The organism is Bradyrhizobium sp. 155, assembly GCF_023101105.1.
Taxonomy (GTDB): domain Bacteria; phylum Pseudomonadota; class Alphaproteobacteria; order Rhizobiales; family Xanthobacteraceae; genus Bradyrhizobium; species Bradyrhizobium canariense_D.
In genome coordinates this window covers 3,314,347-3,333,508 of the sequence record NZ_CP064704.1, presented here as the reverse complement: position 1 = coordinate 3,333,508, position 19,162 = coordinate 3,314,347, and the positions used below count along the sequence as shown (strand labels likewise).

At 63.2% G+C, this 19,162-nt stretch carries 19 protein-coding genes; 6 read left to right on the top strand and 13 right to left on the bottom strand.

Annotated elements, in window-relative coordinates; all coding sequences use genetic code 11:
• Positions 1–21: 21 nt before the first annotated feature.
• The 5 genes from IVA93_RS16240 to phaP all read right to left on the bottom strand — a co-directional run bounded on the left by IVA93_RS16240 (position 22) and on the right by phaP (position 4,796).
• Positions 22–330 carry a cupin domain-containing protein gene (locus IVA93_RS16240; RefSeq protein WP_018455180.1) on the bottom strand — a complete coding sequence of 103 codons (309 nt, stop codon included), beginning with the start codon at positions 328–330 and terminating at the stop codon, positions 22–24.
• Positions 270–566 (bottom strand): hypothetical protein, encoded by a 297-nt coding sequence (locus IVA93_RS16235; RefSeq protein ID WP_245288412.1) that lies wholly within the window; start codon positions 564–566, stop codon positions 270–272. The genes IVA93_RS16240 and IVA93_RS16235 overlap by 61 nt, the downstream gene beginning before the upstream one ends.
• A gap of 81 nt (positions 567–647) precedes the next feature.
• Entirely contained in the window at positions 648–3,053 is a 2,406-nt protein-coding gene (gene clpA / locus IVA93_RS16230; protein ID WP_018455181.1) for an ATP-dependent Clp protease ATP-binding subunit ClpA, read from the bottom strand.
• Between the two features lie 290 nt (positions 3,054–3,343).
• Positions 3,344–3,676 carry an ATP-dependent Clp protease adapter ClpS gene (gene clpS / locus IVA93_RS16225; protein WP_018455182.1) on the bottom strand — a complete coding sequence of 111 codons (333 nt, stop codon included), beginning with the start codon at positions 3,674–3,676 and terminating at the stop codon, positions 3,344–3,346.
• Positions 3,677–4,457: 781 nt separating this feature from the next.
• Positions 4,458–4,796 (bottom strand): phasin family protein, encoded by a 339-nt coding sequence (gene phaP / locus IVA93_RS16220; RefSeq protein ID WP_007603238.1) that lies wholly within the window; start codon positions 4,794–4,796, stop codon positions 4,458–4,460.
• Between the two features lie 373 nt (positions 4,797–5,169).
• Between phaP and IVA93_RS16215 the strand changes: the two genes are divergently transcribed.
• The gene (locus IVA93_RS16215) at positions 5,170–7,017 is read left to right on the top strand and encodes a D-alanyl-D-alanine carboxypeptidase (RefSeq protein WP_026232897.1); all 1,848 of its coding nucleotides are present in this window, start codon (positions 5,170–5,172) and stop codon (positions 7,015–7,017) included.
• A 224-nt stretch (positions 7,018–7,241) separates the two neighbouring features.
• Here IVA93_RS16215 and IVA93_RS16210 read toward each other — a convergent pair whose 3' ends face one another.
• The 4 genes from IVA93_RS16210 to IVA93_RS16195 form a co-directional block, all read right to left on the bottom strand.
• A complete protein-coding gene (locus IVA93_RS16210) occupies positions 7,242–7,967 on the bottom strand; it encodes a DnaJ domain-containing protein (RefSeq protein WP_018455184.1) in 726 nt (241 codons plus the stop codon).
• Between the two features lie 53 nt (positions 7,968–8,020).
• On the bottom strand, positions 8,021–8,770 hold the full coding sequence (locus tag IVA93_RS16205; protein ID WP_018455185.1) for a vWA domain-containing protein: 750 nt from the start codon (positions 8,768–8,770) through the stop codon (positions 8,021–8,023).
• 121 nt (positions 8,771–8,891) lie between these two features.
• Positions 8,892–9,752, bottom strand: coding sequence for an alpha/beta fold hydrolase (locus IVA93_RS16200; protein WP_007603233.1), 861 nt, complete (start codon positions 9,750–9,752; stop codon positions 8,892–8,894).
• A gap of 345 nt (positions 9,753–10,097) precedes the next feature.
• Positions 10,098–11,021, bottom strand: coding sequence for a division plane positioning ATPase MipZ (locus IVA93_RS16195; protein ID WP_018455186.1), 924 nt, complete (start codon positions 11,019–11,021; stop codon positions 10,098–10,100).
• 281 nt (positions 11,022–11,302) lie between these two features.
• Between IVA93_RS16195 and panC the strand changes: the two genes are divergently transcribed.
• Entirely contained in the window at positions 11,303–12,154 is an 852-nt protein-coding gene (panC, locus tag IVA93_RS16190; protein WP_085395610.1) for a pantoate--beta-alanine ligase, read from the top strand.
• Here the strand turns inward: panC and IVA93_RS16185 are convergent.
• The 4 genes from IVA93_RS16185 to IVA93_RS16170 all read right to left on the bottom strand — a co-directional run bounded on the left by IVA93_RS16185 (position 12,151) and on the right by IVA93_RS16170 (position 14,952).
• A complete protein-coding gene (locus IVA93_RS16185; protein ID WP_085395609.1) occupies positions 12,151–12,591 on the bottom strand; it encodes a DUF1489 family protein in 441 nt (146 codons plus the stop codon). The two genes, panC and IVA93_RS16185, sit on opposite strands and share 4 nt — an antisense overlap.
• 42 nt (positions 12,592–12,633) lie before the next feature.
• The gene (locus tag IVA93_RS16180) at positions 12,634–13,599 is read right to left on the bottom strand and encodes a hypothetical protein (RefSeq protein WP_085395608.1); all 966 of its coding nucleotides are present in this window, start codon (positions 13,597–13,599) and stop codon (positions 12,634–12,636) included.
• Positions 13,600–13,758: 159 nt separating this feature from the next.
• Complete coding sequence (locus tag IVA93_RS16175) at positions 13,759–13,962, bottom strand: hypothetical protein (RefSeq protein WP_007611353.1); 204 nt, start codon at positions 13,960–13,962, stop codon at positions 13,759–13,761.
• Between the two features lie 327 nt (positions 13,963–14,289).
• Positions 14,290–14,952: a glutathione S-transferase family protein gene (locus IVA93_RS16170; protein WP_018455191.1), complete on the bottom strand. Its 663-nt coding sequence runs from the start codon at positions 14,950–14,952 to the stop codon at positions 14,290–14,292.
• A gap of 124 nt (positions 14,953–15,076) precedes the next feature.
• Here IVA93_RS16170 and IVA93_RS16165 point away from each other — a divergent pair, with 124 nt between their 5' ends.
• The 4 genes from IVA93_RS16165 to IVA93_RS16150 all read left to right on the top strand — a co-directional run bounded on the left by IVA93_RS16165 (position 15,077) and on the right by IVA93_RS16150 (position 18,939).
• Positions 15,077–15,790, top strand: coding sequence for a DUF599 domain-containing protein (locus IVA93_RS16165; RefSeq protein ID WP_018455192.1), 714 nt, complete (start codon positions 15,077–15,079; stop codon positions 15,788–15,790).
• 1,111 nt (positions 15,791–16,901) lie between these two features.
• Positions 16,902–18,167, top strand: a complete 1,266-nt coding sequence (locus tag IVA93_RS16160) for a glycosyltransferase family 2 protein (RefSeq protein WP_247541084.1) — start codon at positions 16,902–16,904, stop codon at positions 18,165–18,167.
• The gene (locus IVA93_RS16155) at positions 18,164–18,526 is read left to right on the top strand and encodes a hypothetical protein (RefSeq protein WP_231190835.1); all 363 of its coding nucleotides are present in this window, start codon (positions 18,164–18,166) and stop codon (positions 18,524–18,526) included. Before IVA93_RS16160 ends, IVA93_RS16155 begins: the two co-directional genes overlap by 4 nt.
• Positions 18,527–18,726: 200 nt before the next feature.
• Complete coding sequence (locus tag IVA93_RS16150) at positions 18,727–18,939, top strand: hypothetical protein (RefSeq protein ID WP_085395607.1); 213 nt, start codon at positions 18,727–18,729, stop codon at positions 18,937–18,939.
• The last annotated feature ends 223 nt before the right edge of the window (positions 18,940–19,162 follow it).

Genomic DNA, 19,162 nt, shown 5'->3' with positions numbered 1-19,162 from the left:
TTCGGCTGCGTCCGCCGCGCCTCACATCTTCACCATCTCGGTGCGATATTTCGGCAGCAGTGCTGCGATCAGCTTGCCTTTCTCGGCCATCTCTTCCGGGGTCGGCTTCGGCGGTGGCGATGTGCGGCCTTCGACGGGAAAGCCAACCGCCAGGAAGAATTCGTCCTGTCCCGCTGGCGCGCACATGCAGAGCATACGGGCCGTCTTGCCGGACACGTTCTTGAACGCGTGCGGCGCGTTGGCCGGGACGTTGACGGTCGACCCCGCACTTACGGTATGGGACTTACCGCGAAAGGTGAATTCAAGTTCGCCTTCGAGCAGCGTGAACATCTCCTCGAAGTCGTGGCGGTGCGGCGGGGCCCGCCGCCGGCGGGCACCAGCATGTCGACCAGGCAATAGCGTCCTGCGGTCTGCGCGCCCGACACCAGAACCGTGTAGGTGCCGCCGGCCACAGAGATATGCGGCACGTCAGCGCCGTCGGGATCGGCGACCGTCAGGGCGCGGCCGGGATCGTCGGCGGGGATCGAGGAAGCTGACGACGAGTTTGCAGAAGGCGTGTTGGTCATACCGGATCTTCTTGCTTATATTTGGCTGCCAACGAGAAAGGCCGGCTTCTCAGCCGGCCTTTTCAATTCATCGCGCGCAGATCAAGCCTTGACCAGCGGGCTCTTGGTCGGCCCCTTCGAGCCGCCGGGGCCACCGGGCTTGGACTTGCCCGGCGGGCGCTTGCGGGCACCCGGGAGCTTCTCCTGCTTCGGCGTGACCGGACCCTCGACGAACTCGAAGCCGATCTTGTCCTTGGTCTCGTCGGCCTCGTCCTTGACCAGAACGACGCGGACATGGCCGCCACCCTTGAGCTTGCCGAACAGCACCTCGTCGGCCAGCGGCTTCTTGATGTGCTCCTGGATCACGCGAGCCATGGGACGTGCGCCCATCTGCTCGTCGTAACCATGCTTCACCAGCCAGGTCTTGGCGGGATCGGACAGCTCGATGGTGACATCGCGATCGCCGAGTTGCGCTTCGAGCTGAAGCACGAACTTCTCGACCACCGTACCGATCACCTCAACGCTGAGATGGCCGAACGACACGACGGCATCGAGACGGTTGCGGAATTCCGGCGCGAACTGCCGGTTGATCGCCTCGTGGTCGTCGCCTTCCCGCTTCGAGCGCGTGAAGCCGAACGCCTGCTTGGCGAGATCGGACGCGCCCGCGTTCGTGGTCATGATCAGGATCACGTTGCGGAAGTTGACCTGCTTGCCGTTGTGGTCGGTGAGCCGGCCGTGATCCATGATCTGGAGCAGCACGTTGTAGAGATCGGGATGCGCCTTCTCGATCTCGTCGAGCAGCACCACGCAATGCGGATGCTGGTCGACACCGTCGGTGAGCAGGCCGCCCTGATCGAAACCGACATAGCCGGGAGGCGCGCCGATCAGGCGCGACACGGTGTGCCGCTCCATGTATTCGGACATGTCGAAGCGCAACAGCTCGACGCCGAGCGACGCCGCGAGCTGTTTCGCGACCTCGGTCTTGCCGACGCCGGTCGGACCCGAGAACAGATAGCAGCCGATCGGCTTCTCCGGCTCGCGCAGGCCGGCACGCGCCAGCTTGATCGAAGCGGCGAGCGACTCGATCGCCTTGTCCTGACCGAACACCGTGCGCTTCAGGGTCTGCTCAAGATGCTTGAGCACCTCGGCATCGTCCTTCGACACGCTCTTCGGCGGGATCCGCGCCATCGAGGCGATCGTGGTCTCGATCTCCTTGATGCCGATGGTCTTCTTGCGCTTGTTCTCGGCGACCAGCATCTGCGCCGCGCCGGATTCGTCGATCACGTCGATCGCCTTGTCCGGCAGCTTGCGGTCGTGGATGTAGCGCGAAGAGAGCTGCACCGCAGCCTCGATCGCCTCATTGGTGTATTTCAGCCGATGGTAGTCTTCGAAGTACGGCTTGAGGCCCTTGAGGATCGCGATCGCGTCCTCGACCGTCGGCTCGTTGACGTCGATCTTCTGGAAGCGCCGCACCAGCGCGCGGTCCTTCTCGAAGTGCTGGCGGTATTCCTTGTAGGTGGTCGAGCCCATGCAGCGGATGGTGCCGGAAGCCAGCGCAGGCTTGAGCAGATTCGAGGCATCCATCGCACCGCCCGAGGTCGCGCCCGCACCGATCACGGTGTGGATCTCGTCGATGAACAGGATGGCGTTGGGATGCGCCTCGAGCTCTTTCAGCACCTGCTTCAGGCGTTCCTCGAAGTCGCCGCGATAGCGCGTACCGGCGAGCAGCGTGCCCATGTCGAGCGAGAACACGGTCGCAGCCGCCAGCACCTCCGGCACCTCGCTGTCGACGATGCGCTTGGCCAGGCCCTCCGCGATCGCGGTCTTGCCGACGCCGGCCTCGCCCACGAACAGCGGATTGTTCTTCTGCCGGCGACACAGCACCTGGATCGCGCGGTTGATCTCGGAATTGCGTCCGATCACCGGATCGATCTTGCCGTCGCGCGCCTTCTTGTTGAGGTTGACGCAATAGGTCTCGAGCGCCTCGCCCTTCTTCTTGGCGTCCTCGCTGCCCTTGGTCTCGGTCTCCTCGTCGACACCGCGCACCGGCCGCGCCTCGGAGACGCCCGGCCGCTTGGCAATGCCGTGGCTGATATAATTGACGGCGTCGTAGCGCGTCATGTCCTGCTCCTGCAGGAAATACGCGGCATGACTCTCGCGCTCGGCAAAGATCGCGATCAGCACGTTGGCGCCGGTCACCTCTTCGCGACCGGACGACTGCACGTGGATCACCGCGCGCTGGATCACGCGCTGGAAGCCTGCGGTCGGCTTGGCGTCATCGGCGCCGTCCGTCACCAGGTTCTCGAATTCGGTCTCAAGATAATTGACGAGGCTCGTACGGAGCTTGTCGAGGTCGACGCTACAGGCGCGCATGACGGCGGCTGCATCGGAGTCGTCGATCAGGGAGAGCAAAAGATGCTCGAGCGTCGCGTATTGGTGATGACGCTCGTTTGCGATCGCCAGTGCACGATGCAGGGATTGTTCAAGGCTTTGGGAAAAAGTCGGCATTCGCGTCCTCTATGGCCCCCACCATCATGATCGCCATCGCCCGGTCAGGCAACAACAACCTTTGTCACATATAGTTATACAAGATCGCGGCGAAAGACCGGTTCCGCGACTCAGGCGGCTGCACAGCTACGGTATTTTTTGATGCAAAACCCGTTCCGGTTTGGGCACGATCAGCACCGGTCCGAAATTCCGTAGTTTTGCCCTCTGCAACGAACATCGCGCGCAGACATCACGCGGCAATCACACTGCGACATGCACAAGAACCGGCTTCGAATGCGCCGTAACGTGTCTTACTTCTTTTCCATCACGCATTGCAGCGGATGCTGGTGCTTGCGAGCGAAATCCATCACCTGCGTCACCTTGGTCTCGGCGATCTCGTAGGTGAACACGCCGCACTCCCCGATCCCGTGATGATGAACGTGCAGCATGATCTTGGTTGCGGCCTCGGCGTCCTTCTGGAAGAATTTCTCCAGCACATGAACGACGAATTCCATCGGCGTGTAATCGTCGTTCAGGATCAGCACACGGTACAGGTTCGGCCGTTTGGTCTTCGGCTTGACCTTGGTGATGACGGACGTGTTTGGCGCGGAAGGACCGCCGGAACGGTTCTCGTCGTTGCTCATCAGGGCAGCGTGGGCGGCGGCGGCCGCGGAGGGATCTGGTCTGGAAGACAGTTGCGGCATGGCTCAGGCGTTCAAATTCCCCACGGAAGCGTATGACGGTTCGCCGCGCAGCCCCGGCCTTCGGAGCTTCGCACAGGCGCACCGCCTTTTTGGATCGCCGCTTCCAGCCGGTCCGGTCCAAACCGGATCGGCCTCACCGAATATGGGCCTGCCCCCGGCTCGCCGCAAGCGTGCGGCAGTTCGGCCGATGCGGCCATGGCGGTCCCGATTCCCGGTCCGGGCGATCCTCACCAAGGTTAATCAATCCGGACTGATTTGACAAAAGCTTCCGCCCCGCCGGTTTAGAAGATGTTCACCAGGAACCCGGCCAGCAACGCGGCTGCGGCGGTTTCGCGCGGGCTATCTCCGGTTATCTACGGACCAATTTACCCTCAATGGCGTGACGCGAAAACGGGCAAAGGCACAGATTTCCGGGGATCGTCACGCCTCGCAGATCGACGCGCGGCAGAAGAAGCTGTGCGATAACGCCAAGGCGGCGAACATCAGGATCCATACGGTGCAGGTGAACACCGGAGCGACCCGACCTCCCGCGTGCTGCAGTATTGCGCGAGCCGCACCGACAAGTTCTATCTGATGACGAAGGCAGATCAGACGTCTCGATGTTCAAGGAAACCGGCACGCTGTGGAAGCTGCGATGGCGCGCTGAGACCTACACTTCGAGACAAACAAAAAAAGCCCGGCTACTGCAGCCGGGCCTTTGATTCCAGGACGTCAGGAAACGTTAGCTGGCGGCCGGGGTGAACTTCGACACGATGGTCTCGACCGGCTTGAACGCCTGCTTGGCGAGGTCGCTGTAAAGGCCGGCGATCTTCTGCGATTCCGCGACGAAGGACTCGTAGGCGGAACGGGCGAATTCGGTCTGCGCTTCGACGGCCTTGTCCAGCGACTTCACGCCGGAAAGCTTCTCGACGAAGGACTTGGTGTCTTCGAACGACTTCTTGGTGTAGTCGCCATAAGCGCTGGCGATCGCCTGAAGGCCGTGCTGCATCGACGTCGCGGAGGCGACGTACTGCTCGAAGTGCTCTTTCCCGTAGCCCTGAAAGTCTTCAACCTTGAACATTCGGAATCCTTTTCCCTAGCCTGTCGGAAGCCCCGGCTCCCTGACTCTGCTCACGATTAGTGCAACGCACAAAAAAGTCAAGAATTTTGTGCGTCGCACAAAATTTGCCAAGATTCCCGGGGTTTCCCGCAATGGTTCCTTAAGCTTTTGGAAACCGCGGCCCCCTACCTTGATTCCCTGGACGTGTTCAACTTCCACAAGCGGCCAAAAGCCGTTGGAGAACATCACCTTAGCCAGAACAGCGGCTCAGGTCCAACGTCCCCCGCGGCGAACATCTGCGGAGGACAGCCTGAGCAGGTAATGATCCCGGGTCCCTTGGGCACAATTTCGCCTCACGAGCCGGTGATCAAGTCACAAACGGGGACGGGGTTTCATGCTTCGTAAAAACTTGTCTTCCTCGCGCTTGGCGCGGGTTGGCGTTTTTGGGCTTCTTGCGGTCACGAGTGCAGTCATCTTCACCACCGATGCTGCCGAGGCGCGGCGCCACCGGCGTCACTACGCGCAACACCGCGTGCAGCGCGATGTGTCCGAGAGTTCCAGCCCGAAATTCGCGTCGATCATCGTCGACGGCAACTCCGGCTCCGTGCTTCAGGCCACGAGTCCCGACGGGATCCGCCATCCGGCCTCGCTGACCAAGATCATGACGCTCTATCTGCTGTTCGAGCGCCTCGAGTCCGGGAAGATGAAGCTCGACACCGAGATGCCGGTGTCGCAGCACGCCGCCGATCAGGATCCCACCAAGCTGAACCTGCGTGCCGGCCAGACCATTCGCGTCGAGGACGCGATCAAAGGTCTCGTCACCCGCTCCGCCAACGACGCAGCCGTTGTGATCGCGGAAGCAATTGGCGGCGACGAGGACGACTTCGCCCAGATGATGACGCGCAAGGCGCGTTCGCTCGGCATGTCCAGGACGGTTTACCGGAACGCCAACGGTCTTCCCAACGACGAGCAGGTCACGACCGCGCGCGACCAGGCCACGCTCGGCCGCGCCATCCAGGAGCGCTTCCCGCGCTACTATCGCTATTTCGCGACCTCGACGTTCAACTGGCGCGGACAGTCGATCCGGAACCACAATCATCTGCTCGGGAATGTCGAGGGCGTGGACGGCATCAAGACCGGCTATACTCGCGCCTCCGGCTTCAATCTCGTGACCTCGATGCGCCGCGGCAACCGCCACCTGATCGGCGTGGTGCTGGGCGGCCGTAGCGGCGGCTCGCGCGACGCCATCATGCGTAACCTGCTCGCGGAGAACCTCGATAAGGCCGCGACCGCCCACACCGTCGCCGCGGTCACCGAACGCAACGGCTCCGACGCCGCTGCCGAAGTCGCCGATACATCGGACACCCCGGCCCGTTCCGCTCCGCAGGTCCAGGCGTCGGCTGCCCCTGCTCCCGAAGCAGCCCCGTCGCGTCTCGCCGCGCGCCTTTCGACGCTTGCGGCTGCGGCTGCCGCGGTGCCGTCGGCTCAGCCCAGATCTGAAGCCAATAGGCCTGAAGTTCGGCCGATAGAATCCAAGATCGAGCCTGCGCCGCTCACCAATGGCGTGATCTCGAGCCAGCCGCTCTCGATCATCCCCGGTTCGTCCGAACCGATGAAGCCGGTCCGGGTCAAGACCGTCCAGGTCAAGGCCGGCGCGGTGAAGGTCGCCTCCGCCGCCCCGGCTCAGATCGCACCGCAGGTCACGAGCACGATCGCATCCCGCTCCGAAGTCGCCGAAACCTCCGGTGCCGTCGTCGCCCGCGCAGACCTCATCAACAAGCCCGAGGCCAGCCAACCGGAAGCTCCGAGGGCCGAGATCACCCGTGCCGAGCTGCCGCGGCAGCCGGCGGGCTTCGGCACCGGCAACGGCACCCTCGGCGTCTTGCCGGCCGCCACCGCCGCCGCACCCGCCCCGGCTGCTGCGAAGCTCGCATCAGCCGACCCGGCGCTGCAGCCGATCCAGATGAGCGCCACCACGAAGCCGGTTGCTACCCACAGCGGCTGGATCGTTCAGGTCGGCGCGCTCGAGAGCGAGAACGAAGCCCAGCAGCGCATCGACGCGGCGCGCAGCTCGGCTCGCGGCCTGCTCAGCAAGGCCGATCCGTTCACCGAGCCGGTCGTCGCGAAAGATAATCGCAAGCTCTACCGCGCCCGCTTCGCCGGGCTCGACCGGGACCAGGCCGAAGCCGTCTGCCGCACCCTGAAGCGCGCCGAGATCTCCTGCATGACCGTCCGCAACTGAACTTTCGCACCGCTCCAATGAAAATGCCCGCGCCTTGCGCGGGCATTTTCATTTTCGGGATGCGGTGACCGACGAGGCTGTTCCACGACAACCTCTCGTCAAGGATTTACGGTTAAAACTTTACGCAAGGGATCGACCACGCCGACAATGGCGGGCATCGGGGCGACGGCAAACAGAGCAAGCAGAGCTCACGCGGGACGAGCGTTTGTAGCGTGGTGCCGGAGTTAGCCGTTATGCGTGCGAAGCAGAGTATCCTTGGCCTCGTTTACACGGGCAGCGAGATACGTCGAGCCCCCCTGGTCGGGATGCAGTTTCTTCATCAGGGACTTGTGAGCCCGGCTGATGTCGTCACGCCCCGCCCCCGGCTGCAGGCCAAGGATCTGATAGGCCTCCTCCGTCGTCATTTTACCGCTCGCCACCGTGCGGCGCTGCCCCCCTGCCGCGTCGCCCTGCGCGTTCTGACGCCAAGCGGGAAACCGGCGGTCCAGATAGCTTTCAAGTAGGGCCACGCTCTCGGCGTCGAACGCCGGGACCATTGCCAGCAGGGCCGCGAGATCAAACTCATCGAGATCGCGCCCGGCGTGAGGCCCGGCGACGATCTGGCCTCCGAGCTGGCCGGAATCGTGATCGAGCCGCATATCCAGGAATTGCGAGCGCACGCGCGAGGCCTGACCGGCCGGGCGCGTCGCGCCCCCGCCGAACAGCCCGCCGATATTGCCGAAGCCGGCGTTTGCCATCGGTGTCCAGCCCAAGAGCCCGGCGCCGAATATCCCGAGCGGGATCGCCACCACCAGTTCGCCCTTCAAGCCCGTGAACGCTGCGACAGCCAGCGCCACCACGCCGCCACCGAACCTGATCGCGCGTGCCAGCACGGCCGGATTGGCCGAACGGAACATCTGGAGCAGCAAATAAAGGGTGATAATGGCGATAGCGCCGGCGATCAGGGTCATGGCCGGAATATAGTCGGCCTACCGCCAAAAAGCATCGTGTCCTTGCGCCAGCGCTACTTCATCTGGCCGATCAGCCTGGCCGCGCCACTGGCGGTCTTCGCCAATTGCAACAGCGCCTCGCGTCCGCCGGCCGCGTAGGCGGCGGCTGCGCGCAACAGCTCGCGCAACTGCGCCGCCGCGCCCGGATCGAACCGGCACCAAGCGCCGCCGGTCAGGCGCGCGATCTCGCGAAAGGCCTTCTCGGCCACCGCGTCATGGCCTTCCTGAAAGACGAACACAGGCACTTTGAGCATGCCGAGCTCGCCTGCCTTGGCGCAGAGCTGGTCGACGTTCTCCTCCATGGCGTCGCCGACGAAGACGACGGCGCGCACGCCGGATGCGACGGCCTCGCGCCGCGCCTCGCTCAGCACCTTGCCGATCTGGGTGTCGCCGCCACGGCAATCGATCTTGCTCATCAGCGCCGCCAGCCTGGCGCTGTCGGAGATCCATCCCGTGGCGCGGCACTCGTCGAAGCCGCGATAGTAGACGAGCCGGATGTCGAGACTGCCGAGCGCGGCGGTCTCACGGAACATGTCGGCCTGAAGCGCGCAAGCCATGTCCCAGGTCGGCTGCCGGCTCATCGTCGCATCCAGCGCGAAGATCAGCCGCCCTTTTGCACCGGGCGCATGCGGTGACAGCGCGCGCGCGTTGGCGACGAAGGCGGCGATGTCCTCCGAGGTCGAGGTCCCCGCCTGCGGCACAGCGTCGCCTGGTTGCGCCGAGACGGCATCGCGGCCGCGCGGTTTGATGGGTTCGCCGGACATTTCCTTGACCCTTGCGTGAGCGGCTAATGTGGTCAGCACATGCAGCCCGGTCAATGCGCAAAGCCCCCGCAGGCGGCAGCCGGCGGAGGCTTTGAAATTGGTATCGACGACGAGGAAGGCGTCAGCTCTTGGCGGGCGCCATCAAAGCGACCGGCCCGGGCTCGAGAATCTTGGGTGGGGACGATTGCGTGTCGACCGGCGCCACTTCACTGTCGGTCGCGCTCAGGAACTTGTCGAGCATGCCCTGGATCGAGTTCTTGGCAGCATCCGGACCGGTGTCGCGCATGTCGTTGTGCTGGAATTCGGTCTTCACGACCTGGATGCCGGCCTTCTCGCATTCTTCGTCGGTCGGGATCACACCCGCATCGGCCTTGAACTGCGGATCGGTGGAGCGGAACGACAGGATCTTGAACTTCCCGGCGGTGACGAAGGGCACGCGAAGATTGTCGAGTGTGACGACCTTCTTGACCTCATCCGGATACTGCTTGGCGAAATACATCGTGATGTCGCCGCCCATGGAGTGGCCGACCATCGTCACCTTTTCGTAGTCGGCGTTGGGCTGAACCTTCTTCATCTCCTGCATGGCGAGATGGATGTTGGCGACGCCGCGCAGGATCTGCGGCAGCCGGCCGACATAGATCTCGCCCGGCTTGGTCACCATCGGTGGATCGGTCGGCAAATCATGCTGCGGGCTGACGACGAGGTAGCCGCGCGCGGCGAAAATGTTGGCGAGGAAGCCGTACTCGGTGTTCTTGACGGTGTTGCCGTGGTTGATCACGGCGACCGGCATCGTGATCATGCCGGCATTGGCCTGCATTTCCTTGTCACGACGGATCGCGATATCGACGGGCACCGCACGGTTGTCGCGCGAGGCATCGTAGAAGGTGATGGTCTCGTGCCTGATTGCCCACTTGCTCGCCGTGAAATAGGCGACGCCACAGAGGGCACTGACCGAAACCAGAACGGCAATTCCACGCTTCATTTTCGTCCTCAGCCTCAGGCTCTTGCGGCCTGAATCCCTGTTGAAAATCGTGTTCTTCCGGAGCTCTTCGGCCCCTGGTCGCCTATTCCCTAATATATGTCACAGCCGCGTGACAGGAAGGCCAAATATTGTGAACCGGCAGCCCTTTCATTGTGCGGCGCACACGTTTCTTGGGCATCTCGCTCTCACACGGCTACGTCAGGGTGCACGTCACCATCCGACGCAACCTGTCTCGATCGGGTTCCGTTTTGCAGTAAACACGGGGTGAAAACGGTCGAGCGCGGGCTCGGTTCCCCGGGGGAGACCGGCCTCTTGATCGACTGGAAGTAGCGATGTACCGCCGCCTCAAGCGCCGAGGATGTCGTGGACCTCGAGCGGCTTGTCGACCTGGTTGAACCACTCGGCGCGATTGGCCGCGCGGCGACGTCCGCGCTCGTCGAGCGGAAGCTTGAGCTGGCGGAGCAGGCTCGTCACCTCCTCCCGTGCGGTGAGATGGCCGAGATTTGGCCGCATGCCGAGCGTGGCCTCGTCGATCTCGTCCAGCGCGGTCAGACCGCGCGGGAAGAACTCGCGATAGACGACCCGTTCGGCGAAGCCGTCGACGTAGCGGAAGCCGAGCCGCAGCGACAAATCCTTCAACCCATCGGCAACGAGCTGCTTGTTGCGGGAGCCGAGCATCGACAGGCGGTTGCGCACCACGATCCAGTCGGTGGTCGCACCGTCGAGCTGGCGGCGCTTGCGCCTGACATCCCGCACCATCTCGGCGTAGTGGCTCTCGCCTGTCACCGCGTAATTGGCGGGATCGACAGTGCCGAGCACATCGAAATCGAGGAAGCTGTCATTGATCGGGGTCACCAGCGTGTCGGCCATCGAGTGCGCAAGCCGCATCAGGTAGCTGTCGGTGCCGGGCGTATCGATGACGATGAAGTCGAAGCTGCTCTCGACCGCCGAGACCGCCTCCATGAACTGAAGGAACTCCGAATTCTCGTTCTCGGCAACCTGCATCGTTTCGCCAAGCTTGATGCAGCGATGCAACGGCAGTTCGAGGTCGAGCTTGGTTCGGCGCGCCCAGGCGGAACGGTTGTTGATGTAGTGAGTAAAGCTCTGCTGACGGCAGTCGAGGTCGATGGTGGCGACGCGCTGGCCGGCTTTGAGAAGCGCGACTGCGATGTGCAGGGCGGTGGTCGACTTGCCGGAGCCGCCTTTCTCGTTGCCGAGCACGACCACATGCGCCGAGCCGGACTGGCCTTGGCTAGCTTGCACAAGCATCGCGATCCTCAACACCCCTAACGAATATCTTCGAGTTGGCCGCGTCTGCGGTCAAGTGAAATGCGTGACAGGCAAGACAAATCGCGGCGCGCTGACCTTCATCATGAATCGCGGCGCCGCTTCGCGTCTGTGATCCAGCCCACAATGCCGCGACGCTTGCGCGGCTTTGCGCGGGATGCTGTGCCGCATCCGGATGCATGGCGTCCATGGTCGCCGCTTGTTAAGGTTAGCCTGCCGGGCGCCGGAACGCGCCCGTCGATTCCCAATCCCGTCGAGTTCTGATGTCACGCAGCCCCTTGATCGCCCGCACGGTCCCCACCTTGCGACGCGCCGTCGACAATCTTCGCAAGCGAAAGGCGACGATCGCGCTGGTCCCGACCATGGGAGCGCTCCATGACGGCCATGTGTCGCTGGTGCGCCTGGCCAAGCGGCGCGCGAGCCGCGTCGTGGTGTCGATCTTCGTCAACCCGACCCAGTTCGCTCCGACCGAGGATTTTGGCGCCTATCCGCGAACCTGGAAGGCCGATCTCGCCAAGCTCGCCGCCGAGGACGTCGATATCGTCTGGCATCCCGGCGCCGAGGCCATGTACCCGGAGGGCTTTGCCACCCGCATCATGCCGGAGGGACCGGCGCTGGCTGGCCTCGAGGACCGCTTCCGCCCGCATTTCTTCGGCGGCGTCGCCACCGTCGTCGGCAAGCTGTTCACCCAGTGCCGGCCGGATGTCGCGATCTTCGGCGAGAAGGATTTTCAGCAGTTGCGGGTGGTGGCGCAGATGGCCCGCGACCTCGAGCTCGGCGTCAAGGTGATCGGCTCCCGCACCGTGCGCGAGCGCGACGGGCTCGCGATGTCCTCGCGCAACGTCTATTTGTCGCCACAGGAGCGGCAGACCGCGACCACGCTATACCGCGCCATGAAGGAGAGCGCCGGGCGCATTCGCGCCGGCGAAGCGGTCGCGCCCGCAATGGCGCGCGGTGCCGCGATGATCACGGCGGCCGGCTTTGAGCTCGACTATTTCGAAGTGCGCCATGCAGCGACCTTGGCACAGGTCAGCTCGCGCAACGACGGACCGCTGCGCATCCTGGTCGCGGCCAAGCTCGGCACCACCCGGTTGATCGACAATATCGCGGTTTAGAGCAGCCCGAGATCGCGCAGTTCGCGCCGCATCGGCTCCGGCATCGCCGCGATCGAGCCGGCGGCGGACTTGCCGAGATCGGGCGGCACCGAATCGTCGGCGAGATAGCGCCAGCCCTGGAACGGGCGCATCGGCCGCGGCGACACCGGAATCACCTTCGGCTGCATCACGATCCGGCAGCGCCCGATGCCGTCCTTGTCGCGGAACGGCTCGATGCCGATGATCTTTTCGCGCGCGGCGACCTCGCCCTTGATCACCCAATAGAGCGACCCGCCCGACAGGATCTCGGCGTCGCGCTTGGGCACCATGCGGGTGATGTGGATGTGATGTTGCGGCAGACCCTTCTTCTTGGCGGTCTGGATCCGTTCGGCGGTCCACTCCTTCAATTCCTTGACGGATTCGCAGCCGACGGCGAGCTTGATCAGATGTAGTGGCATGCCCCAGCATTAGCCGGACAGCCACGCATTTGGAATGCCGATCTACTCGTTATCCGCAGCCGGGGCAGCCGCGGCCGGCGGCGTGAGCGGAACCGGTGCTGCCGCCGGCGCCCGCGCAGCCTTCGGCGCAGGCGGCTTCTTCGCGGCGGGAGCTGCGGCCTGCGCCGAGGCCGCTGCGGGGGCGCGCGGAGCCGCCGCGTTTGCGGTGGGCGCCGCCTGACGCGTCGGCGGCTCGGGATTCATGATGCTGACCGGCGGCGTCGACGAGGCACTCGGGAACTCGGCATTGGTCGGCTTGCCCGTCGGCATCGACGGCGGCAGTCCCGCAAGTGCGGCAGTGGCCGGCAACGATTGCGCTGCTGCAGGCGCATTCCAGGTCGGGGCGTAGCGCGCGACCAGCGTGTCGTAGAGATGGGAATCCATGTTGGCGGCGACCTGCTGCTGGTCGGTCAGCGAGCGGAAGGCCGCACAGTCGAACTGCGTGCAGCCGTCGCGCACGACCAGTACCTGCGCGACCAAGCCATAGCGATCACGCTCCAGCGATTTGCGCAGCACCTTGATGTCGGGCGTCAGGCTCTTCTCGGCGGTCGCGGCATCGCCGAGCGCCGTCAGACGGTCGATCCTGGCCGCGGTCGTGGAGACGGCCGCAGCGGCCACGTCCGGCGCGCCGAACAGCGCCTTCTCGCAGCCCATGGCCACGGCATCGCCGGCGAGATCGTCGAGACAGGACAACGCCGGCAGGCTCGCGGTCATCGCCGCCTGTGCGCGCGCCTCGGTCGGCGTGGTCTGCCCCGCCGGTCCATCGACGCGCACAACAGCAGCCAGCGCGATGGCAATGGCGAGCAGCGCAAGGACGGTCAGCGCGCCGTTGGCGACCGATCGTTCGGCGCGCAGCAGCGTGACCAGGAGGATCAGCCCGAAGAAGCCGGCAGCCACCAGCATCATCCACATTGGAAAGGCCGGCGAGCGCCAAATTTGGTCGAGCGACGAGGCCCATGCCCAGTTCATGCGCGACGTCCCCTCACGCGAGCAGAGAGCGAATGGTCAAAGCGAGTACCGAGAGTCGGCAACTGCCCCCGGCCCACCTTTTGAAGGTGAAGCGGGCCTTTTGACGGCGGCAGAATACAAATTCCCGGGGACGCGCCAATGCGCGGATAGCGTCGGCCTTCAGGACAGCGCGAGCTGGCTTTCCTTGGCGACACGTTCGAAGGCTTCGGTCGAGCTCTTGATCCGGTACTGACAGTCGTCACCATCGGTCGGCAGGAGGCGGATGACCTCATACGAACCGCTGGCAGCGGGGCGTGCGACATTGCTGGCGGTGAACAATACGCGCGCGCCAATAGGGAATTTGTGCTTCAACACCCTCTCCATCACTCAAACAACGCCTGCCACGCCCATGGTCCCACTGCGTCGGCCGGCCGGAAACCCGGCCGCTGTATAGCATGCGACGAGCGTTTTTGGCCAGCAGTATGCGACATGGCAAACGTGCGAATTTTGCAGTTATTTCAGAGTGATGCCGTCAGCCGACGATACCGCTGGAACCGGTTCTTCCGGGGGTATGGGGCAAACGGCCGTCGGGGCTGGCGTGATCCACCATCTTGGGCGGTTCCTGGGCCGTGAGGTCCCTCTCCCTGCCGACCATCCTGGCATGGAGCGCCGCCGGCTTGCTCGACGTCGAGCGAGGCCGATCACCGCAGATTACACGTTCTCGAACTTTTCGATGACAAGCGTTTCGGCGAGCGCGTCCCGGGTCCATTCCTGGAACGCCGGAAGCGCCAGCATCGTGTCCATGTAGGCCTTGGTCTCCGGCGTGACCTCAATCGCGTAGGTGCGAAAGCGGTGCACGACCGGGGCATACATCGCATCCGCTGCGCCGAAGCGCCCGAACAGGAACGGTCCATTGGCGCCATACCGGGCCCTACATTCGCGCCAGATCTCCTGCACGCGCGCGATATTGGCCTCGGCGTCCGCCGACAGCGTCACGGGGCGCACCGGACGGTGCAGGTTCATGCCGCATTCGTTGCGAAGGGCCATGAAGCCGGAATGCATCTCGGCGCACACCGAACGGGCATGGGCGCGCGCGGCGGCCTCGTCCGGCCACAGCTTCACTTCCGGATAGCGCTCGGCGATGTATTCGATGATGCTGAGCGAATCCCACACCGTGATGTCGCCATCGACCAGCACCGGCACCTTGCCGGCGCGGCTGAACGAGATGATCTGCTCCTTGTCCGCGGGATTGTCGGTGTAGAGCGGGATGAGGGTCTCCACGAACGGAATGTCGTTGGCGCGGAGCGCGAGCCAGGGCCGCATCGACCATGACGAGTAATTCTTGTTGCCGATTGCGAGTTTCAGCGCAGCCATGTCATCAGTCCTTCTCGATACGCCTTGAAGCGAGCCGCTTTTAACGCCATCGCCTGCCGCCAATCAATCGTTGCTGCACCTCGCCATGCGTGGCAAGCGTTGCGATCCTCTCCGGGAGACTGACATGAGCAGGCATTGGGTCGACATCACAGCCGTCGGCTTCTTCATCATCGAATGGCTGGTCTACGCCCTGACGCTGGAGCAATCGGCCTATGGCCGCGACAGCCTGTCGGCGCGCATGAACCGCTACCGCGAGGTGTGGGTGCGCCGGCTACTCGACCGCGACGCGCGCATGGTCGACATGCAGATCATGGCCTCGTTGCAGAACGGCACCGCCTTCTTCGCCTCCACCAGCCTGATCGCGCTCGGCGGCGCGCTGGCGCTGCTGCACGCGACCAACGACGCGATCACGATCTTGAGCAAGCTGCCGATCGATCTCAGTACCTCGCCGGCGATGTGGGAGCTGAAATGCGTCGGCCTCGTCCTGATCTGCGTCTATGCCTTCTTCAAATTCGCCTGGTCGTACCGCCTGTTCAACTATGTCGCGATCCTGTTCGGCGGCATGCCGGCAGCCGCGCAGCGTGACACGCCGGAGGCCGAAGCTCATGTGATCCGCACCTCGCGCCTGTTCGAATCCGCCGGCCGCCATTTCAACCGCGGCCAGCGCGCCTTCTTCTTCGCACTCGGCTATCTCGGCTGGTTCGTCAGCCCCTGGGTGTTGTTCGTGACCACGGCAACCGTGGTGATCGTGACTTGGCGGCGGCAGTTCGCCTCGAGCGCGTGGGAAGCGATGGCGCCGGAGGTGGTGAATGGCGAGGAGACGCGGCGCGGTCCCTGACGCGCTCGTGTTGCGGCTCTGCAGTGCACCGCTGAGTAGCGGTGCGTCCACAAGAGCGAATGTGGCGCACCCTCTCTCCACATCGTCATTGCGAGCGCAGCGAAGCAATCCAGAATCCCCCCGCGGCGGCAGACTGGATTGCTTCGCTGCGCTCGCAATGACGGAGCATGAGGCGGCAGCGCCACTTTTCCAGCTCGCATCTTGAATTGCGACTATAGCTTCGCACCTTCGCGGCGCATTTTGCCCGAGTCTGGCCACTTCACCCTCTTGTCCCAAGAGGCACAGGGAAGTCTGCGGTCATAGTCCTAAGCCGGCGTCTCGATCTGCTATGTGCAGCGATTGCCGCATGGAACTCCCTAAAGTCGCTTTGATCTATCTCAATTCTCTTACAGACGCGGGCATCAACTTGAGAGAGTCGCGTCATCGCTCCGCCGCGCCGGCCGGGCGGTTGGGCGCTTCCAGGGAGCTCGATATGATCAAGTCGCTCGGAATTGCCACATTCGCCTTCTGCTTCGCAGTATCGGCTCAGGCGATGACACCTGCCCCGATTGCACAGCCCGAAAGCCTCGTTACGGAAGTTGCTGCTGCCTGCGGCGTCGGTAGGACACGTATCAACGGCGTGTGCGTAGCACGGACGACGGTCCGTCATACCCGTCGGGCGGTCCGCAGATGTGTGAGAGGAACAACGTGCTGATTGCTTGTCCTTCAGGACAATACCGCAAAGTGGTCTCGCCATGATTAAAATAGAAGAGTACCGACCCCAACGGTACATCAACGGCCCCCGGCCTCAGCCCTCCAGACTGAGGCCGTCTTGCGCCTGAAAGGTTGGCCGGACCGGTCACCTTGTCGGATTTATCGACCCGGCAACAGCATGAAACCGCAATGCTGATGCCAGCAGGCCAACAAAATCAAAACTCGAGAGCACGCTTCCATCGTCAATTGGCCAAGCCGATGCTGGAGGTGAATAGCGCAGACACACAAAGCAAATGTTTACGCAATTTACCACTCGACCATCAACGCGATGGTCTTCATTTTCCCATCTGATAATTGCCTTGCGCGCCTTGTTTGGTCGGATGCTCGGAATGGTCCTTTCGCAGCGGAGGTGGCCGGCATGTCCGAAATGGTAGAAGTGCTCGCCGGAACGAGTTTGTTTCTGCTCGCCTTCTCGCTGCTGATATTCGACATACCCCGCTACACCTTATCGCTGGTGTCTCTTGCTCTGTTCAGCTCGAAGCGGCGAAGCGCCAGTGGGACGGTTTGCGAGGCGACGGTAAGCGTGATTATCCCGACCTTCAACGGCGGCTCCGGGCTTGCTCCTTCGATCAGCTCGCTGCGCCGGCAAACCCTGCGACCTGTCGAAATCATCGTCGTCGACGACGGCTCCACCGACCAAACACGCGCGGTCGCGGAGCGGGCGAGAGCGCAGGGGCTAGTTGATATGGTCATCTGCCATGGGACCCGCTGCGGCCGCAGCGCTGCCATCAACGCTGCAGCACGGTTTGCCCGCGGCGATCTTCTTCTGACCGTAGATGCCGACACTGTCTTCGAACCGAACGCGGTTGAGCGCCTCGCGGCTGCGTTCGGCGATCCGCTCGTCGCCGGCGCAAGTTGCAACATCGCGATCAGCAATGAGCGCGATTCGATATGGACAGGACTTCAAAGCGTCGAATACCTGATGTCGATCACTGCGGGGCGGTCGATCCTCGACGTGGTGGATGCGATCGCGTGTCTGTCCGGCGCCTGTTCCATGTATCGGCGGGATATCTTCACGCAGCAGGGCGGGCTCGACGTCGGCCCTGGCGAAGATATGGAGTACACCTTACGGCTCCGCAGGCTCGGCTATGTCATTCGGTTCGTGTCCGACGCCTGGGCGGAAACAGCCGGCCCCGCAAGCGGCATCAGTCTGTTGCGCCAGCGCGCGCGCTGGGATCGCGATGCTCTGCGCATCCGTTTCATGATGTATGGCGAGCTGAGTTTTCGCCATCCGCTAGAGCGTTTACCGGACACGATCCAAAGGCTGGACTTCATCGTCTTCGATCTCGTTCCGACGCTCAGCCTGCCGTTCTACTTGGCCTACATTGTGCTGTTGTTCGGCCCGGATGCCGTGTTGTTTCTCTCGGCGATCTACCTGCTGCTGCTCTGGATCTCGGTATTCAATATGGCACTTGTGTTCGCCCTATTCCAACGATCCGTCGGAAACTTTGGCTGGAAGATGGCGCTGATCTTTCCCTTGTACCAGGGCGTCTCTCTGAAGTGCGCGCGGTTTTTTTCCTACTCTTCGGAAATCATCTTTGCCTCGTCGCGGAACGATGATTTCGTGCCACCGCGCGTTCGCCGTGCACTATTCGGAGATCGGACAAAAGAGGTGGCCAAATGACGGTGGCCCTGACGCGACTCGATCCGCATATTCCCGATCCTATCGAGAGCCGTCGGCGCGCGGCCGGACGGACCGTCCGCGCCGCCTATGCGACAATCGTATTCGGCATACTCGCATTCTTTGTCGTCTATTTCGGGAGGCCAATTCTCTATCTCGGCGGCCCGGGCAGCGTGTCCTCGCCAAGATATTTGGTTTCACTGCCCTACATCGTGCAGATCAACAGCATCACCGTGGTGAGAGGTGGATCGGTCAAGGCCGGCGAAGAAATCGGAAGGGTGCGGTCTCCGCAGCACGATGAAATCGTCGCTACTTATTGTCAATGCGGTAATTCAGGCTCGCGGCCGATGAGGTTGCGATAAGTTGGACAGCTTCCTCAGCAAGCTGCAGATGTGAGCGCGCCGCGTCGAGAGATTCGCGGGCGGGCACTCCGATCGCACAAATTCTCGACCCCACCGATGTCTTCGTCGACTGGTACGTTCCCAACGAACGCCTGTCCGACCCGAAAGTCGGCAACGAAGTCTTTGTCCTGTTCGGCAACCGGCGAATTCTGGGCGAGATCGTGGAAATTCTGCCGGTGTCAGACGTGTACCCCGGAGCGGGCTCATCGGCGGCGCGCGAGCGTACCGCCTCGCAAATCGCGCGAATTCAGTTCAGCCCAGGCGCGCATCCCCCGGCGCTGAACTCGGCCGTCGACGTTCACATGCACTACACACAACTCAGCGCGCGGATCGCTTCCATGCTGGTGAAACTATTCGGGCTCGACGAGCTGTGAGAGGAAGCGAGGTGCAGCATGCAGATCGAAGGGACTCAAACGAATTGCCCGGCTTGCGGCTCATCCGCTCTGATCTTGTTTCCGGTATTCCACCACATGATCTGCGCCTATGTTGGTCCGGAGTATGACTTCGCACCAAACACCGCGGGATATACGTGCCCGAAGTGCTGCCGCGACATTGTGTCGGCCGACCCAGCTTGCGAGATCGTGGGCACTAGCGCGC

Excerpts from the sequence above, each read along its gene's own strand:
- IVA93_RS16240 (WP_018455180.1), bottom strand. The coding sequence starts at position 330 with ATGTTCACGCTGCTCGAAGGCGAACTTGAATTCACCTTTCGCGGTAAG.
- IVA93_RS16235 (WP_245288412.1), bottom strand. The coding sequence starts at position 566 with ATGACCAACACGCCTTCTGCAAACTCGTCGTCAGCTTCCTCGATCCCC.
- clpA (WP_018455181.1), bottom strand. The coding sequence starts at position 3,053 with ATGCCGACTTTTTCCCAAAGCCTTGAACAATCCCTGCATCGTGCACTG.
- clpS (WP_018455182.1), bottom strand. The coding sequence starts at position 3,676 with ATGAGCAACGACGAGAACCGTTCCGGCGGTCCTTCCGCGCCAAACACG.
- phaP (WP_007603238.1), bottom strand. The coding sequence starts at position 4,796 with ATGTTCAAGGTTGAAGACTTTCAGGGCTACGGGAAAGAGCACTTCGAG.
- IVA93_RS16215 (WP_026232897.1), top strand. The coding sequence starts at position 5,170 with ATGCTTCGTAAAAACTTGTCTTCCTCGCGCTTGGCGCGGGTTGGCGTT.
- IVA93_RS16210 (WP_018455184.1), bottom strand. The coding sequence starts at position 7,967 with ATGACCCTGATCGCCGGCGCTATCGCCATTATCACCCTTTATTTGCTG.
- IVA93_RS16205 (WP_018455185.1), bottom strand. The coding sequence starts at position 8,770 with ATGTCCGGCGAACCCATCAAACCGCGCGGCCGCGATGCCGTCTCGGCG.
- IVA93_RS16200 (WP_007603233.1), bottom strand. The coding sequence starts at position 9,752 with ATGAAGCGTGGAATTGCCGTTCTGGTTTCGGTCAGTGCCCTCTGTGGC.
- IVA93_RS16195 (WP_018455186.1), bottom strand. The coding sequence starts at position 11,021 with ATGCTTGTGCAAGCTAGCCAAGGCCAGTCCGGCTCGGCGCATGTGGTC.
- panC (WP_085395610.1), top strand. The coding sequence starts at position 11,303 with ATGTCACGCAGCCCCTTGATCGCCCGCACGGTCCCCACCTTGCGACGC.
- IVA93_RS16185 (WP_085395609.1), bottom strand. The coding sequence starts at position 12,591 with ATGCCACTACATCTGATCAAGCTCGCCGTCGGCTGCGAATCCGTCAAG.
- IVA93_RS16180 (WP_085395608.1), bottom strand. The coding sequence starts at position 13,599 with ATGAACTGGGCATGGGCCTCGTCGCTCGACCAAATTTGGCGCTCGCCG.
- IVA93_RS16175 (WP_007611353.1), bottom strand. The coding sequence starts at position 13,962 with ATGGAGAGGGTGTTGAAGCACAAATTCCCTATTGGCGCGCGCGTATTG.
- IVA93_RS16170 (WP_018455191.1), bottom strand. The coding sequence starts at position 14,952 with ATGGCTGCGCTGAAACTCGCAATCGGCAACAAGAATTACTCGTCATGG.
- IVA93_RS16165 (WP_018455192.1), top strand. The coding sequence starts at position 15,077 with ATGAGCAGGCATTGGGTCGACATCACAGCCGTCGGCTTCTTCATCATC.
- IVA93_RS16160 (WP_247541084.1), top strand. The coding sequence starts at position 16,902 with ATGTCCGAAATGGTAGAAGTGCTCGCCGGAACGAGTTTGTTTCTGCTC.
- IVA93_RS16155 (WP_231190835.1), top strand. The coding sequence starts at position 18,164 with ATGACGGTGGCCCTGACGCGACTCGATCCGCATATTCCCGATCCTATC.